Annotated in this window: 10 protein-coding genes; 3 read left to right on the top strand and 7 right to left on the bottom strand. The window is 71.6% G+C overall.

The window, feature by feature from the left end:
* Positions 1 to 38: 38 nt before the first annotated feature.
* The 6 genes from C9992_RS15500 to C9992_RS15475 form a co-directional block, all read right to left on the bottom strand.
* Positions 39 to 5,990 (bottom strand): Ig-like domain-containing protein, encoded by a 5,952-nt coding sequence (locus tag C9992_RS15500; RefSeq protein WP_106816542.1) that lies wholly within the window; start codon positions 5,988 to 5,990, stop codon positions 39 to 41.
* Complete coding sequence (locus tag C9992_RS15495; RefSeq protein WP_106816541.1) at positions 5,990 to 7,126, bottom strand: serine/threonine-protein kinase; 1,137 nt, start codon at positions 7,124 to 7,126, stop codon at positions 5,990 to 5,992. The genes C9992_RS15500 and C9992_RS15495 overlap by 1 nt, the downstream gene beginning before the upstream one ends.
* A gap of 186 nt (positions 7,127 to 7,312) precedes the next feature.
* Positions 7,313 to 7,981 carry a spermidine/putrescine ABC transporter substrate-binding protein gene (locus C9992_RS15490; protein ID WP_106816540.1) on the bottom strand — a complete coding sequence of 223 codons (669 nt, stop codon included), beginning with the start codon at positions 7,979 to 7,981 and terminating at the stop codon, positions 7,313 to 7,315.
* 70 nt (positions 7,982 to 8,051) lie between these two features.
* Entirely contained in the window at positions 8,052 to 8,660 is a 609-nt protein-coding gene (locus C9992_RS15485) for a hypothetical protein (RefSeq protein ID WP_235008278.1), read from the bottom strand.
* A 37-nt stretch (positions 8,661 to 8,697) separates the two neighbouring features.
* Entirely contained in the window at positions 8,698 to 9,672 is a 975-nt protein-coding gene (locus C9992_RS15480) for an ABC transporter (RefSeq protein ID WP_106816539.1), read from the bottom strand.
* Between the two features lie 122 nt (positions 9,673 to 9,794).
* Entirely contained in the window at positions 9,795 to 10,409 is a 615-nt protein-coding gene (locus C9992_RS15475) for a hypothetical protein (RefSeq protein ID WP_106816538.1), read from the bottom strand.
* Between the two features lie 305 nt (positions 10,410 to 10,714).
* Between C9992_RS15475 and C9992_RS15470 the strand changes: the two genes are divergently transcribed.
* Genes C9992_RS15470 through C9992_RS15460 form a run of 3 tightly spaced genes read left to right on the top strand, consistent with a single transcriptional unit; the run spans position 10,715 to position 12,635 of the window.
* Positions 10,715 to 11,587, top strand: coding sequence for a hypothetical protein (locus C9992_RS15470; protein ID WP_106816537.1), 873 nt, complete (start codon positions 10,715 to 10,717; stop codon positions 11,585 to 11,587).
* Positions 11,584 to 12,000, top strand: a complete 417-nt coding sequence (locus C9992_RS15465; RefSeq protein WP_106816536.1) for a phage holin family protein — start codon at positions 11,584 to 11,586, stop codon at positions 11,998 to 12,000. Before C9992_RS15470 ends, C9992_RS15465 begins: the two co-directional genes overlap by 4 nt.
* Positions 12,000 to 12,635 carry a DUF3618 domain-containing protein gene (locus C9992_RS15460; RefSeq protein ID WP_106816535.1) on the top strand — a complete coding sequence of 212 codons (636 nt, stop codon included), beginning with the start codon at positions 12,000 to 12,002 and terminating at the stop codon, positions 12,633 to 12,635. Before C9992_RS15465 ends, C9992_RS15460 begins: the two co-directional genes overlap by 1 nt.
* 94 nt (positions 12,636 to 12,729) lie before the next feature.
* Here the strand turns inward: C9992_RS15460 and rpoC are convergent, their stop codons facing one another.
* Entirely contained in the window at positions 12,730 to 16,602 is a 3,873-nt protein-coding gene (rpoC, locus tag C9992_RS15455; RefSeq protein ID WP_106816534.1) for a DNA-directed RNA polymerase subunit beta', read from the bottom strand.
* Positions 16,603 to 16,613 lie beyond the last annotated feature (11 nt).

Genomic DNA, 16,613 nt, shown 5'->3' with positions numbered 1-16,613 from the left:
TTGCGTGTCGAGGTGGTCGGAGGAGAGGATGCCGTGGCTCACGGTGCGGGCGTCCCCGGCTGGCAGGTGCCCGAGAAGCTCGAGCCGGCAGGTGCCAGACCCCAGCCCTGCGCGTCCCAGTTCACCGTCACCGTGATGCCGTCCACGCGCGCGGCGCCCAGGGGCACCGTCCAGGTGTTCGGCTCGTGGGCGAGCGGTGCGCCGTTCGCGTCGTAGTAGCGCAGCTCGGTGTTGCCGAACGAGAACGCGGCCGCACTGCCGTTGGGCGCCGTGGACGACTGTCCCGCGGGGGTCAGCGTGCCGCCGCCCACGCAGGACGCGACGGTCCAGTTGGCCTGCACCTGGTACGGCGCGCTCCCGGCACGCGGGGTCACCAGCGAGTACGGCGTCGCCGTGCCCCACCACTCGTGCACGTAGCGCACCTGGATCCCCGGATCGTGGCCGAACACGGTCGAGCCGGGGGCCCAGCCGGTGAACTCGGGCCGGTTGCGGTTGGGGAGCTTCTCGGCGGATTGCGGGTCGGCGCGGATGACCCAGTCGGCGCGCTGGCGCTGGGCGTCGACGTTAGGAGCGGCATCCACCACGAACGTCCATCCCTGCGGAGCCCTGCCCGACTGGTAGGCGCGCACGGTCGCCGCCGTCTCTGCACGCCCGAAGCGGGTATCGCCGCGCCAGGACTCGACGCACAGCCGGAACGAGTACTCCTCGCCGTCCTGCAGACCCGGGAAGGTGGCCGTCGAGCCGTCCTCGCTCACGGTGCAGCGCTGGCCGTCCGGCACGATCCCGTAGCGCAGGGACGAATCGTCTCCGCCGGGGGTCGCGGTTCCCCGCGCGGTGACGGTCGCGGTGCCGTCGCCGTTGGATGCCGCGCTCAGTGTCAGCTGGGGCGCTTGCGGGTTCCCGATGCCGTTGGTCTGCACGGTGGCCGACGCGCCGGAGGGACTGCCGCCGAGCCCGGGCGGCAGGTCGAAGCGGGAGTACGGCGTCACGGTGACGATCGAACGCGTATTGGTGCCGATGCGGTACCACGGCACCTCGATGCGCGTCTGGCGCCCGACCGGCACGCGCACCGTCTCGCCCGCGGGGCTTGTGATCTCGAGGCTCCCCGTCTCGCCGGCGTCGATGCCGTCGACGACGAGCGACACGACTCCACCCGCGCCGTCGCCGGTGACGACGGGCTGCGCGGTGACGCTGGTGGGCGCCAGTGGCGCGTCGTACGCCCAGGCGACGGTGCGCACGCTTCCGCGGGACTCGCCGACGGCGTTGACGGCCCACGCGTCGTACGTGCGCTGCTCGCCGTTGGGCGCGGAGATCGCCGGGCACACCCCCTCGGCCGAGCACCGCGCCACCTCCTGGCCGCCGGATCGCACGACGAACCCGGTCAGTGCGGGGTAGGCCTGCCGGGACTGCCCCGGGTCCACACGCAGCGTGACGGTCCCGTCCGCATACGCGGTCTGGGTGAGGCTCGCCGGCGGCTTCGGGTAGCCCTGCAGATCCAGCAGCACGCGGCCGTCGCGCTCGGCGTTGGTGATGCGCCCCTGCGCGTCGCGGACCGAGAACGTCGCCGTGCACGTCGCGCCCGGGGCATCCCCCGTCCACGTCGCGGTGATCGAGCGCGGCGAGGCGACCTGGAACGTCACGCCGACGCACGCGCCGGTCGGTCGCACCTCGACGACCTCCAGCGGCGTGCGCGGCAGCGGGTTGACCTCGCCGGGCGCGCCGATGACCGGGATGGAGCACGACGAGCCGCCGGCCTGCGAGCACTGCTGCACCACCGACCCGCCCTGCGGCAGCGTCGACGGTGCCGCGCCGACACGCAGGATGAGGCGGGCGGGGGTCACCGACGGATGGCTGGTGACCGATACGAGCACCGCCTCCTCCGAGCCGGGAACGGCACGGTCGGCGCCGGTGACGGTGAGGATCGACCCGTTCTGGGTCACCTCGAAGGCGCCGCCGGAGTGCTCGATGGCGTACACGATGCCGTCCCAGTCCTCGCGCAGCTGCCAGGTGGTCATGTTCTTGAGGTCGAACGTCGAGGTCTCCCCCGGTCCCACCGTGATCGATCCCGGCCGCAGCTCGGGCTGCGGATCGCGAGGATGCACGACGATCGGCACGGACAGGAACGTCCAGTCGTCCTGACCGGTCAGCCGCACGGGCACCTGGCACGCGTCGACCCACGGCGCACCCGCTCCGGCGTCGTACCGCACGACGGTGCCCGACTCGACGGCGCACGATGCCTCGCTGCGCGCTCCCGACGCCCGGACCTGACCGTCGACCTCGATGTCGGCGCCGCGGGGGCGCGCCACGAGGTCCGCCATATCGAACGTGGTGGACTCCAGCTCTGTGACATCGGGAGGCTCCGCGCCGGCGCGCAGGGTCAGGGCCAGGTCGTCGTCACCGGGCACGCGGAGGAACCCGTACGAGGTCACTTCGCCCGCCGCACTCTCGCCCGTCACGGCGAAGGGAATGAGCCGCGTCGTCGCGGGAAGCTCGCCGCGCAGTCGTGTACCGCGCACCGATACGCCGTCGGGCTCGCCCCACAGCGAGACCTCGAGATCCGAGATGTCGCCGCCGGACCACGTCACCTTGCCGTCGAGCACGTCGACGCCTCGCACGAACTCGTCGCGCGTCTCGACGGTGAGGATCGTGTCGGAGACCACCGGGTAGTCCGGCACGCTCTCGCGCACCACACGCACCACGATGAGGCCGCGGCCGGTGTTGCCCGACGACGACTCGACGTCGTACAGGAACGACATCGTTCCCGGTGCGGCCCCGGCTGCGACGACGACGGTCGTGTCGGTCTGCTCCACAAGCTGGTCCGCCAGCCGCGCGTACTCCGGATTGTCGCTGCCGTCGACGAGGGTCGCCGGCAGGTCCGGCTGCACCTTCGTCACGCGCAGCTCGCCCATGGTGGGGTCGATGTCGTTCGAGAGCGGACTGACCCTGATGGTGTTGTCGTCCCCCGCCTGCACCTGCACGTAGTCGGTGAACGTGATGGGGCTCGGGTTCGCCTCCGAGTCCAGCACCCCCACCCGCACGGTACCCTCGGCGGTCTCGCCGAAGGCGTCCACGACCCGGTACCGGAACGAGACCTGCCCGCTGTCGCCCGGGACGCTCGTGTACATGATCGAGGCCCCGTCGGCGGAGATCGTCGCCGCGCCGCGTTCGGGCTGGGCAACGATCCGGTCGAGTGTGACGACATCGCCGTCGGGATCCATGCCGAACCCGTCGAACGGGAGCAGTGTCGACTGACCGCTCAGCACACGCCCTTCGAGGGTGTCGGCGGTCGGGGACCGGTTGGCGTCGTCGTCGATCACGTGCAGCCGGACGGTGGCGGTGTCGGCGAGCGCCGGCGCCCCCGTGGTGAACACCGAGTAGTCGATGCCGTACTCGCCGGGTTCATCGGGGGCCAGGTACCGCAGCACGTCGCCGGAGGCGAAGGCCAGCGCGGCATCGGTGGACGAGCGGATCGACGACGGGTCGAGGGTCGGCCGTCCGCCGGCCGGCGAGATGTCGTTGTCGAGCACCGGGATGTCGATCTGGGCGCCCGCACGCACCACGACGGCGTCGTCGACGGCGATGGGGGCGAGCTCCGGTGCGGGCGGGAGGAGGTACACCGTGGCCTCTCCCACGACACTCGCCCCGGTGTCCTCGGTGCCGTCGCTCACGACGTACGACACCGTGCCCAGGCGTCCCGGTCCGCCGTCGGCGGTCGTTCCCGAGACGCGCAGGTGGTTCTGCCCCACCGCATCGACCGACAGCGTGGCGCCGGCATCGGCGCGGCCGACCACGTCGCTCAGCAGCAGCACACGGCGCGTGGGGTTGGACACGGCGTCGAACACCTCGAGGGTCGCGTCCTGCTGAGGATGCACGAACGCCACCACGGGCGAGGTGGCCAGCTGCGCCGGCGCATCAGCCGGCAGGAGTGTGATGCGGGCCGTGCCGGTGGCCTCGCTCGTCCCGTCGGTGACGGTGAAGTCGACGCGGAAGGTTCCCGGAGTGCGCGCGGTGAAGTCGAAGGACGTCGAGCCGCCCACGACCGTCGCGGTCGCCGCGGCATCGTCGAGGACGCGGACCGACGAGAGCGAGAGCGTGCCGGCCGTGCCGGTGACGTGGTCGGCGACGTCGACCGTGATCCCGGAGGCCACCGTGTCGGTGACCGCGAAGGACTGCGCCGCCAGCTGCGGCTGGGGCGAGACCTTCACCACGAGCGACTTCGCGGTTGTCTGCCCGTGCGTGTCGGCGATCGTCACGGCGAGCTCGATGAGCTGCTCGCCGCCGTCGCCGGAGTCGCTGTGCTGGTACACGACCTCCCCTCCGGGGGTGGCCGCCACGCTGCCGATGCCGGTCACGTTCTCGACCGAGAGCAGCAGCAGCGGGTCGCCCTCCGGGTCGACCCAGCCGGGAAGGACCGGGACGGTCACCGTGCCGCCGCTGGCGACCTCCGGCTGCGGCCATTCGACGAGGCACCGCTCGACCCCGCACCACTCCGGTGCCGACTCCACCGAGGGCTCCGCGACCTGCAAGGTCACGGTGGTCGGCTCGGACAGCAGGCCGTCCTCGGCGGTGCCGTCGGTCACGGCATACGAGAACGTCGCCGTTCCCGTCGCCTCGGGCTGGACGCGGACGGCGAGTCGCTGCCCGTCGTCGGTCACGGTGACGGATCCGAAGCCCGGATCGAGGCCGGCCACCGAGGCCGGGTCGATCGTGAGCACGTCCTCGTTCGGGTCATGGTCGTTCATGAGCACCGGCAGCGTCGCGAGCGTGCCGGCTCGCACGCCGAATGCGTCCGGCTCTGCGATCGGCGGCTTCGGGTCGAGGACGACCTGCAGCTGCTCCTCGCTCGGCACGGCATCGGGATTCGTGCGCTCGTCCAGGCTCCAGTCCTGGCTGGACGGGATCAGCGCGCCGTCGGGCACCGACCAGGCCCACCCCGACCTCGTCTCGTTGAGGATGACCGCCGAGCCGCCGGCGACGAACATCGGGCGCCGCTGGTCGGCCATCGTCTGTCCGCCGTAGTCCAGCACCACCGTGGCGCCGCCCGAGCGCCACAGCAGGCCGCCGGTGTCTCCCTGTCCGAGCCACGCCGCGTACGTCTGCCCGTCGTGCGTGATGGGCTGCGCCGGCGTGCCCAGCACGGTCCCGCCGCCGCCCACTTCTACGTCCATCCCGGTGCCGTCGACGGGCACGCGGACCAGGGACGTCTCGTCGGCGAGGTAGACCGCGGAGCCGTCGGCGTCGGGTGCTCCGGCCACCACGGCACCCGTCGTCGGAGCCTGCGTCGCGGCATCCTGGCCCCGCAGCCACACGTCGCCGTCCTCGGTGTCGACCACGGCCCACACGTCGCCGGCTGCCGTGATCGCCGGCGCGGACAGCCCGTCCGCCTCGAGCACGTCGCGGTCGCGCACCTCGCCGGCGGCGATGTCGTAGCGCAGCACGGCCGCGTCGGCCCGCGAGTACGCGAACAGCATGCCGCGATCGTCGACGGCGACCGCGTCGGCGGTGTACTGCGGCGCGTCCTCGTCGTCGGAGCGGAACGGATCCACCTGCGACGCCGAGCCGTCCGACAGGCGCCCCGCGAAGACGGCGCCGGAGTCGGTGAGGTAGGCGACGAAGTCCCCGGCGGTCGCCACCTCCGTGGTGCCGGGCGGCGTCTTCTCCGACGACCGCAGCGCCTCTTCGTCCAGATCGGCGGGCAGTGCGGCATCGATCCGGGTCAGCGTGCTGTAGCTGTCGCTGAACAGGTACGCGGCATCCCCCGTCTGCACCACCTGGTCGGGGTTGCTGATCGTGCGGACGGTGTCGAGCTCTCCCACGGCGGTGTTGATGCGCGCATACCGGCGCCCGTCCCCGGTCTGCAGCGCCCACACCGCCGAGTCCACCTCCGGCGTCTCCTGGGCATCCAGGCCCGGCCACACGACACTCACCCCGATCACCGCGGCCACGACGGCGCCGGCGGCGACGAGGCCGGTGAGCGTCCCGCGGCGCATCAGAGCGCCCCGACGGCCAGCAGGGTGGCGAGCACCGCGCCGGCCCCCACCACGAGGCCGGCGCCGATGCCGATCACCCAGGGGAGCGCGCTGCGGTGGTGGCGCGACGGCGCCGAGATCTCGGTGTCCTCGTCACGCGCGAGGGCGGCCACCCCGGTTCCCGCCCGCACCTTGCGCGTGAGGTCGCGGTCGATGTGCGAGCGCGCGGGCCCACGCAGGCCCGAGTCGGCGAAATCGACCGGAGCGGATGCCGGCGACCACTCGTCATCGGGGATCTCCAGCGGCGTCGGCGACAGCCCGAGACCCGACTGCACCTCACGCAGCGCCTCCCCGAACGCACGGGCGGACTCGTGCCGACGTGCCGGATTCCGGCTCATCGCGGTCGCGAGGGCGAGCTGCAGCGCCGCCGGCACATCGGTCCGAGGGATCTCGACGTAGGTCGCCCGCGCGATGCGCCGCCGCAGCAGGTCCTTGGTGTTCTGCCCGCGCTCACGGCGCTCGAACGGACTGTGCCCGGCCAGCAGCGAGTACACCGTGGCGCCGAGGCTCCACACCTCGCTGGCGACCGTGCCGCTGGTCTGCTCGGCGACGACCTCGGGCGCGCTCCACGGGATCGACATCGCGAACACCTCGCCGCCGCTGCGGCGCTGCAGCGACGCCGAGATGCCGAAGTCGGCGAGCACCGGGGTGCCGAACGTGGTGATGAGGATGTTGCTGGGCTTGATGTCGCGGTGCACCAGCCCGGCGCGATGGGCCGATTCAAGGGCGCTGGCCATGCGCACGCCGATGGCGAGCACCTCCTCCACCGGGATCCGCTCGACCCGGTAGCGCTGTGCGAGCGAGCCGGGGCAGTACTCCATCACGATGTACGGGCGGCCGTCGGCGGAGATGCTCGCCTGGTACACCGTGACGATCGACGGGTGCGCCGACAGGTGCGCCAGCACGTCGGCTTCGGCGTTGAACATGCGACGCAGCTCGGGGTCGCGCACGTCGCTGGGCATCACCTTGACGGCGACATTGCGCCGCGGCATGTCCTGCTCGTACAGGAAGACGTCGGCGAAGCCGCCGGAACCCAGCGGCCGGATGTAGGCGAGGCCGGGAAGGATCGGAGGCGCCGACGGGAGCCGTGTAGCCACCTGACCTCCTCGGACTCCGCTAGCGTGACACGACGCGCGCCGTAGAGACGGCAACAAACCTGGCCATGCTAACAAAACGACCTGCGAAACCACCGGCTTCGCGGCGGAGATGACGCCCTGTGCGCCCCGGCCGTTCGCCGCCATCGGCCGTGACGCCTGCCGCGCCCCGCGCACCGCAGCGCATCATCAGTCCAGACGGTGGCCGTCGCCCGGATCGTGCGGGTCGAACGGCGCGTCGAGGGACTTCGTGAGATCGGCGAGCATCGCCTCGATCTGGGGCTCGACGTACTCGGCGATGGCGGCCTGGATCCTCAGCCGGTGATGCAGGAGGATCGTGCACACCTCGCGGCCCACGAGGTTCGCGTAGTCGTCGGCGAGGCCGACCTCCTGGCGCAGTGCCGCCTTCGCCTCGTCGGTGAGCGGCGGCAGCGCCGGCACGTCCGCATCCGCCTCCTCCGCGAGGCCCGCGATGGTGAACAGGAACGGCGCCCCGGGCACCGGGTCGGGATCCAGCGGCAGACCCTCGAACTCCGGGGCGAGCCCCTCCGCGGGCCGGTAGGTGCGGGCCCGGTTGCGGGCCGCCTGCTGGTCGAGCTCGGCCTGCAGCATCGGCAGGTTCAGCGCCGTGTACTCCGCCACCGAACGGTCGACGATCGTCTTGATCCGGGTCGACAGGCCGTGCTGCACGCCGTGCGGCACGTCGGCGCCCAGCCCCGCCGCCGAGAGCACCGGCGACCCGAAGCAGCGTCGACACGGCGCCGTCCGGCCCCGGTGCGTGGCGGGCTCCCACCGGGGAAGCCACGCGAGCCAGGCGTCCACCGCCTGGCTGACCTGGGTCTCGAGCGACCGCTCCACGGCTCCACGGTAGTACGCGACGGCGTGTCGCGCCGGGATGCCGCGGCGGGCGCCTTGAGCTGTCACCGCGTCACTGGTCGTCCTCGTCCTCCCACGGCCACCGGGGCCGGTGCGCGCGCGTGCGCACGAGCGCGATCGCGGACCAGGCGCACACGAATGCCGCCGCGGCGACGACGAGTCCGAACCACGACGTCGCGAGGCGCCCGGCGACCGCTGTCGCGACGGCGAGGTCGGCGCCGGTGACCGCGGCTGCGACCCACACGGCGCAGACATACGCGAGGAAGCAGGCGGCGGCGGTCCAGGCGGCCCCCCAGTAGGAGGGCTGAGAGGGGTGCGCAGGGAGGAGGTCCTTCTCGGACACGGATGCCGCATCGCCCGACCGGCGGTCGGGCCCCGCGACAAGCGGTCCGGTCGCCGAACGTGCCGCGGCATCCGGCTGCTGCCCGCGGCCGATCGCCGCCCACACCCCCGCCGCGAAGGCGAGGAGCGCGCACACGATCCCGGCGATGCCCGGCACCTGACCGAGACCGGGCGTCGCGATGACGTCGGCACCGGTGACGAGGCTCGTCATGCCCAGGCCGAAGATCGTCAGGGCGACGAACGCGATGCCGGCGAACGCGAGCGCAACGACGGGTCTCACCGACCCGCCGGGCACCGACGAGCCGCCGTCAGGGGTCATGACGCCAGCCTACGTCCGCGCCACGACCCCCGGACGGCTACGGGCGGACCAGCTGCGGCCCCGCCTCGAGGGTGCGCTCGTACTCGCGCTGGGCCTCGATGTTGAGCTCGGTCACGCGCTTGGCACGCGCGGCGGCCCAGGCACCGAACCAGATCGTGAGCTCGCGCCCGATGACGAACGCGGCGATCGCGAGCGGCGCGAGCAGCTCGGCTTCGACGACGCGCGCGCCCTCGCTGGCGGTGAGCGCCCAGAACGGCGCCTGGAAGAGCGCACCGAGGATGTGTCCCCCGTAGGCGGCGACGCCCACCAGCAGGCCGAAGATCACCCACGCGCCCCAGCGGCCGCGGTTGATGATGGCACCCAGCAGCCAGAAGGCGATGAAGAACACCACCACCGGCACCCAGAACGCGGCCGTCGCGAGGACCTCCAGGGCCGAGGTGCCGACGTTCGCGCCGGTCACGTCACCTGCCAGCGCGGCGAATCCGAGCCGAGCGGCGAGGTACAGCACCGCGAACGACAGTGCGGCGAGCAGGCCGATGGCGCCGGCCGCGGCACGGTTCCCACGGGGACGCGGCGCCTCGGGCGCCTGCACGAAGATCGGCTGCGGCGCCGGTGCGGCGGTGGCGACCGGTTCGGCCACGACGGGCTCGCTCGGCGTGACGACGGGGGCCGCCACGACGGTGGGGGGCTCATCGGCGGGCACGGCCGGCGACGAGTAGTTCAGGGATGCCGCCTCGGGCGAGTCCCAGGGATCGGGCTCGGCGGCTGCGGGCTCGGCGGCTGCCGGCGCGGCGACTGCGGCGCCGTCACGCTCGTCCTCGTCGGGCACGGGGGCTCCGGCGTCGGATTCGTCGACGGCCGGGGCGGGGGTCTCGGCGGAGTGCTCGTCGGCGACGGCCCCGCGGCCGGCTGCCTCGGCTTCGGCGAGGCCTTCGTTCGCACGACCGACGACGTCGTCGACGCCGCGAGGCTCGTCGACGGGCTCGCCGTAAGACGACTTGGGGTCACTCATCGCAGGTACTCCTCACGCGGGGCAGATCCCCGCAGTGGGAGGGTAGCCTGCAACCGCCGCGATCGCGGGGCGCCATGCCGCGCGAGTGCCGACGAGATTCGCCGCCCGGCATCCGGGAAGGGTCAGCCCCACACTCCACGATCCAGCCGAGACCCGTAGTCCTCCGGCTGCCAGTCCGTCTCGACGCTCACCAGCCACAGGCCGTCGCGGAAGGTGTGCTCCTCCATGACGGCGCCCTGGGTGCGCGTGCACACCAGCTGGGCACCGTCCGCGCGGCACGTGAAGCCCGCGCCCGACAGCGCGGCCTCGGCGATGGAGGATGCCTCCGCGTCCACGCGCGAGAGCGTCGACACGATGCCGCCGGCCTCGAACCGCCACGTGCACGTGACCACCACCCGCGCCGCGGCGGCATCGGCGAACGAGGCCGCCGAGGTGGCCGGGGGCGCCCCGGACTGGCTGAGCAGCGAGCCAGGACGCCAGGTGAGCTCGTTCCACAGGTCGTCGGGGTACATCGTCCGGCAGTCCACCGCACGTCCGTCGGCCGCCGCCTGCGCCGGCGTGGCCGCCCGCGTGGCCGCGGGTGCGGGTGCGGTGGCGCTGCGCAGCGTGTCGCCGATCCAGGCGATGGTCACCGGAACCATGGGCAGGGAGAGCCAGACGAGCGCTCCCACCACCGCCGCGCACACCATGCCGGCGGGTACGGCGATCCACGAGTTGCGACCCCCGATCCGCGCCATGCCCCGACCTCCGCGTCCCACGGTAAGCCGCAGTCACGGATGCCTCGTCGCGGCGCGCGAGGGCACGCGAGGAATGGTCGTCGTCCGCCGTGCGCGCCGCCGGACGGGCGCGGAGTGCGCGCCCGAGTGCTCCCCCGCGGTCGCGGCATCCGAAGCGACGACGGCGGGGCAGGATACTCCCCCGTCGCGACGAGTTCGACCCCCTCGGTGCAACGGGGGCTCATGACGCACGGTTTTCGCCACGGCGGATTCCGCAGGGCGGGCACAGGCCCGTCCGACGCCGCACGTGAGAGTGGAGAAGGAGCATGTCGACATACGAGACCGGATCGTCCGCGGACCAGAGCGCGGGCTCGGGAGACATGAAGGAGCGTGCCGTCGAGGCCGTCGCCGAGGTCGACGCCGGGGCGATGCACGTCGCAGGCGTGGCCGGTGAGGAAGCCGGCAACGTCGCACACGACGCGAAGCGAGCTGCCCGCGGGTTCTTCGACGAGACGCGTGCGCAGCTGTCGGAGCAGGCCTCCACGCAGCAGCGGCGGGCCGCGGGTGCGCTGCGCAGCACCGGCGACGAGCTGGTCGGGCTCGCTTCGGGCTCTGGCTCGGGCTCGAGCGGGATGGCCACCAGCGCCGTCCGCACCGTCGGCACGCAGACGCGCCGCGTGGCGGACTGGCTCGAACAGCGTGAGCCGGCGGAGGTGGTGGACGAGGTGCGCGGGTTCGCTCGCAGGCACACCGGAGCGTTCCTGGCGATCGCCCTCGGCGTCGGGATCGTCGCCGGGCGCCTCACCCGGGCGCTCATGGCCGACAACGGTGGAGGTGCTTCGGACACGTCCGGCGGCGGCCGCTCCATGAGCGGAGCGGGCGGCGGGATGTCGGGCGGCATGACCGGCGGGATGTCGGGAGGCATGGGCTCCGGCACAGGCATGGCCGGCGGGGTCTCCGGATCCGGGGCGATCCCCGGCGGAGCGGCGGGCGCGGCCGGGGCCGCCGGCGCGGGCTCGGAGTGGAGCGGTTCGGCTGCCGGCAGCGGCGCCGGTGAGACGCCCATCGCCGACGCGCTGACCACCGAGCAGGGCGACCCGCTGGCACCGGGCGCGGAGGGCACGGGCACCTCCGGCCAGGGCCTGGCCGATGCGAGCGCGACCGGCGAGTGGTCGCCCGGCGGAGAGGCGCAGCGATGACCGATATGCCCACCCCGTCGCAGCAGAAGGCGGCGGAGACATCGCTCGGCGAGCTCGTGGGCGAGGTGTCCCGCGACCTGTCCGAGCTGATGCGCAAAGAGCTGGAGCTGGCCAAGGCCGAGCTCCGAGAGTCCGCCAAGCGCGCCGGCAAGGGCGCGGGGCTGATGGGCGGCGCGGGCTACGCGGCGAGCATGGCGGTGCTGTTCCTCAGCCTCGCCCTGTGGTGGGCCCTCGGCCTGCTCGTGGGCCTGGGATGGTCCGGCGTGATCGTCGCGGTCATCTGGGCCATCATCGCCGGCATCCTGTTCGCCGTCGGGCGGAGCCGGCTGAAGACCGTGGAAGGAGCGCCGCAGACCGTCGAGACGGTCAAGGAGATCCCCGAAGCGCTCAAGAGGAATCAGGAGAACCGATAATGAGCAACCCAGACCAGATCCGCGCCGACATCGAGGTGACGCGCGACGAGCTCGGGCGCGACGTGGATGCGCTGGCCGACAAGGTCTCGCCCCCGAAGATCATGGAGCGCCAGCGGACGCGGGCACGCCAGGTGATCGGCGACATGAAGGGCCGGGTCATGGGCGTCGCCGACGACGTGGGCAGTTCCGCTGCGTCCGCAGGTCACTCCGTGGGCGACGCGATGGGCGCCGCCGGCGAGGCGGTCAAGGACCTGCCGCACAAGGCCAAGCAGACCACGCAGGGCGCACCGCTGGTGGTCGGCCTGCTGGCGGCCGGGGCGGGCTTCCTGATCGCGAGCCTCATCCCCACGACGCGGGCCGAGACCCGCTGGGGCGCCTCGCTGCGTGAGCAGGCGCAGCCGCTGGTGGACAAGGCGGTCGATGAGGCGAAGGGCGCCGCGCAGGAGGTGGCGGAGAACCTCAAGCAGCCGGCGAAGGACGCCGTCGAGGAGGTCAAGGAGTCCGCGATGTCCTCCGCCGAGACCGTCAAGGAGGAGGCGCAGAGCACCGCCGAGCGCGTGAAGGAGAACGTCACGCCCGGCAGTGGCGGATCGACGTCCACCTCCGGACAGGGCGGCGGCACGACGGACTACTGACGCGGCATCCCGTCGCCCGGAACGACGAACGGCCCCGGCAGAAGCCGGGGCCGTTCGCGTGTCACGTGCGGATCGATCGCGCGATCCGTCCGCGTCAGTTGTAGTCGGTCGAGAAGCCGTCCGTGGAGAAGCTGTCGAAGTCGACGTAGCTCAGGTCGGCATCGGTGTAGGCGCCGTCCGAGGCGAAGATGCGGTTGGGGTACCGCTCGCTCTTGGCCTCCTCCGTCGCCTCGACCGTGACGTTGCGGTACTTCGCAAGGCCGGTTCCGGCGGGGATGAGCTTTCCGATGATGACGTTCTCCTTGAGGCCGACGAGCGGGTCGCTCTTGCCTTCCATGGCCGCCTGCGTGAGGACGCGGGTGGTCTCCTGGAACGACGCGGCCGACAGCCACGACTCCGTCGCGAGCGACGCCTTCGTGATACCCATCAGCTCCGGGCGACCCGACGCGGGGCGCTTGCCCTCGGCCACGGCCTCGCGGTTGATCTGCTGGTAGCGCTTGAAGTCCACCAGCTCACCCGGCAGCAGCGTCGTGTCGCCGTGGTCGACCACGGTGACCTTCCGCAGCATCTGACGGACGATGACCTCGATGTGCTTGTCGTGGATCGGCACACCCTGCGAGCGGTACACGCCCTGAACGCCGTTGACGAGGTACTTCTGCACCTCGCGGGCGCCCTGCACGCGCATGACCTCCTTGGGGTCGAGCGTGCCGACCTGCAGCGGCTGACCGACGGTGACGTGCTGGCCGTCCTCGACGAGAAGCGTCGCACGCTTCAGCACCGGGTAGACGTGGGGCTCGTCGCCGTTGTCGGGCGTGAGGATGACCTTCTTGGACTTCTCGGTCTCGTCGATCGTGATGCGGCCGTCGGCCTCGGCGATCGGCGACGCGCCCTTGGGGGTGCGGGCCTCGAACAGCTCCTGCACGCGGGGAAGACCCTGCGTGATGTCGTCGGCCGACGCGGAACCACCGGTGTGGAAGGTACGCATCGTCAGCTGCGTGCCGGGCTCACCGATCGACTGCGCCGCGATGATGCCGACGGCCTCGCCGATGTCGACGATCTTGCCGGTCGCAAGCGATCGGCCGTAGCACTTCGCGCAGACACCGACGGCCGAGTCGCACGTGAGCACCGAGCGGACCTTGATCGACTCGACACCCGCCTCGACGAGCTTGTCGATGAGCACGTCGCCGACGTCCTCACCGGCCGAGGCGACGACCTCGCCCTTCGGGTCGACGGCGTCCGCCGCCAGCGTGCGGGCGAACACCGAGTTCTCGACGTTCGCGTCGCGCACCAGCGTGCCGTCGGCACCCGGAGCGGCGATCGTGAACTCGAGGCCCTTGGTCGTGCCGCAGTCCTCCTCGCGGATGATGACATCCTGCGAGACGTCGACGAGACGTCGCGTCAGGTAACCCGAGTCGGCCGTACGGAGGGCCGTGTCGGCCAGACCCTTACGGGCACCGTGCGTCGCGATGAAGTACTCCGCCACCGACAGACCCTCGCGGTACGAGGAGATGATCGGGCGCGGGATGATCTCACCCTTCGGGTTGTTCACCAGGCCTCGCATGCCCGCGATGTTGCGGATCTGCAGCCAGTTACCACGGGCACCCGAGGACACCATGCGGTTGATGGTGTTGTCGGCCGGGAAGTGGTCGCGCATCGCCTTCTGGACCTCGTCGGTCGCCTCGGTCCAGATCTTGATGAGCTCCTGCCGACGCTCGGCGTCGGTGGTGAGACCCTTCTCGAACTGGCCCTGGACCTTCGCGGCCTGCTTCTCGTAGCCCGCGACGATCTCGGCCTTGTTCGGCGGCGTGAGGATGTCGCTCAGCGCCACCGTGACACCCGAGCGGGTGGCCCAGTAGAAGCCGGCGTCCTTGATGCGGTCCAGCGACGCGGCGACCTCGACCTTCGGGTACTCCTCGGCCAGCTTGTTGACGATCTGCGACAGCTTGCCCTTGTCGGCCTGCTCCCGCACGAACGGGTAGCCCTTGGGGAGCGTGTCGTTGAAGATCGCCTGGCCCAGCGACGCGTCCACCAGCCCGTGACGCTCGTAGCCCTCGGGAGCCTCGCCCTCGAGGAAGGTGAGCCCCGGGATGCGGATGCGGACCTTCGCCTGCAGGTCGAGGGTGCCCTCGTCCTTGGCCAGGATCGCCTCGCCGACCGAGCCGAACACGCGACCCTCGCCGGCGGCGCCCTCCTTGACCGTGGTCAGGTGGTGCAGGCCGATGATCATGTCCTGCGAAGGCAGGGTGACCGGACGGCCGTCCGAGGGCTTGAGGATGTTGTTCGACGCGAGCATCAGGATGCGGGCCTCGGCCTGAGCCTCGACCGACAGCGGCAGGTGCACGGCCATCTGGTCACCGTCGAAGTCCGCGTTGAACGCGGCGCACACGAGCGGGTGCAGCTGGATGGCCTTGCCCTCGACGAGCTGCGGCTCGAAGGCCTGGATGCCCAGGCGGTGGAGCGTCGGCGCACGGTTGAGCAGCACGGGGCGCTCGCGGATGATCTCCTCGAGCACGTCCCACACCTCGGGACGCGTGCGCTCGACGGCGCGCTTGGCCGCCTTGATGTTCTGCGAGTGACCGAGGTCGATCAGGCGCTTGATCACGAACGGCTTGAACAGCTCGAGCGCCATCTGCTTGGGCAGACCGCACTGGTGGAGCTTGAGCTGCGGGCCGACGATGATCACCGAACGACCCGAGTAGTCCACGCGCTTTCCGAGCAGGTTCTGACGGAAGCGGCCCTGCTTGCCCTTGAGCATGTCGGACAGCGACTTCAGCGCACGGTTGCCGGTGCCGGTGACGGGGCGCCCGCGGCGGCCGTTGTCGAACAGCGCGTCGACGGCCTCCTGCAGCATCCGCTTCTCGTTGTTGACGATGATCTCGGGGGCACCGAGGTCGATCAGGCGACGGAGGCGGTTGTTGCGGTTGATCACACGACGGTAGAGGTCGTTGAGGTCGCTGGTCGCGAAGCGGCCACCGTCCAGCTGCACCATCGGGCGCAGCTCCGGCGGGATCACCGGAACGACGTCGAGGACCATCGCGGCCGGGCTCATGCCGGTCGCCAGGAACGAGTTGACGACCTTCAGGCGCTTGATCGCGCGGATCTTGCGCTGGCCCTTGCCCTCCGAGATCTGCAGGTGGAGGCTGTCGGCCTCGGCCTGCAGGTCGAACGTCTCCAGGCGGCGCTTGATCGACTCGGCGCCCATGTGGGCCTCGAAGTACTGACCGAAACGGTCCTGCAGCTCGTGGAAGATCTCGTCCTCGCCCTTGAGCTGGCCGACCTCGAGCGTGCGGAAGTCCTCCCACACGCGCTCGAGGCGGGCGATCTGCTCGTCCGAGTTCTTGCGGATCGCCGCCATCTCCTTCTCGGCGGCGTCCTTGACCTTCTTCTTCTGGTCGGCCTTGGCGCCTTCCTCCTCGAGCGCGGCGAGCTCCTCCTCCAGCTTCTGGAGGCGGGCGGCCACACGCGCGTCACGGCGGTCGGCGAGCGTCTTCAGCTCGAGGCGGATGTTGTTCTCCTGCGTGGGGAGGTCGCGGTGGCGGGCCTCCTCGTCGACGGAGATCACCATGTAGGCGGCGAAGTAGATGACCTTCTCGAGGTCCTTCGGCGCCATGTCGAGCAGGTACCCGAGGCGCGAGGGCACGCCCTTGAAGTACCAGATGTGCGTCACGGGCGCGGCGAGCTCGATGTGGCCCATGCGCTCACGGCGGACGGAGGACTTGGTGACCTCCACGCCGCAGCGCTCGCACACGATGCCCTTGAAGCGGACGCGCTTGTACTTGCCGCACGCGCACTCCCAGTCACGGGAGGGTCCGAAGATCTGCTCGCCGAAGAGGCCGTCCTTCTCAGGCTTGAGCGTGCGGTAGTTGATGGTCTCGGGCTTCTTGACCTCGCCGTAGGACCAACGACGGATGTCGTCGGCGGTGGCCAGGCCGATGCGAAGCTCATCGAAAGTTGTTGCGTCGAGCACTAGTTCTCCTG

The sequence above is a fragment of the Microbacterium timonense genome, from assembly GCF_900292075.1.
Lineage (GTDB): Bacteria > Actinomycetota > Actinomycetes > Actinomycetales > Microbacteriaceae > Microbacterium > Microbacterium timonense.
The sequence above is the reverse complement of the archived record's forward strand: the minus strand, read 5'-3'. Positions and strand labels throughout refer to the sequence as shown.

Bases quoted from the DNA above. Each gene is read 5' to 3' on its own strand.
- C9992_RS15485 (WP_235008278.1), bottom strand. From the start codon at position 8,660: ATGACCCCTGACGGCGGCTCGTCGGTGCCCGGCGGGTCGGTGAGACCC.
- C9992_RS15465 (WP_106816536.1), top strand. From the start codon at position 11,584: ATGACCGATATGCCCACCCCGTCGCAGCAGAAGGCGGCGGAGACATCG.
- C9992_RS15500 (WP_106816542.1), bottom strand. From the start codon at position 5,990: ATGCGCCGCGGGACGCTCACCGGCCTCGTCGCCGCCGGCGCCGTCGTG.
- C9992_RS15475 (WP_106816538.1), bottom strand. From the start codon at position 10,409: ATGGCGCGGATCGGGGGTCGCAACTCGTGGATCGCCGTACCCGCCGGC.
- C9992_RS15470 (WP_106816537.1), top strand. From the start codon at position 10,715: ATGTCGACATACGAGACCGGATCGTCCGCGGACCAGAGCGCGGGCTCG.
- C9992_RS15480 (WP_106816539.1), bottom strand. From the start codon at position 9,672: ATGAGTGACCCCAAGTCGTCTTACGGCGAGCCCGTCGACGAGCCTCGC.
- C9992_RS15460 (WP_106816535.1), top strand. From the start codon at position 12,000: ATGAGCAACCCAGACCAGATCCGCGCCGACATCGAGGTGACGCGCGAC.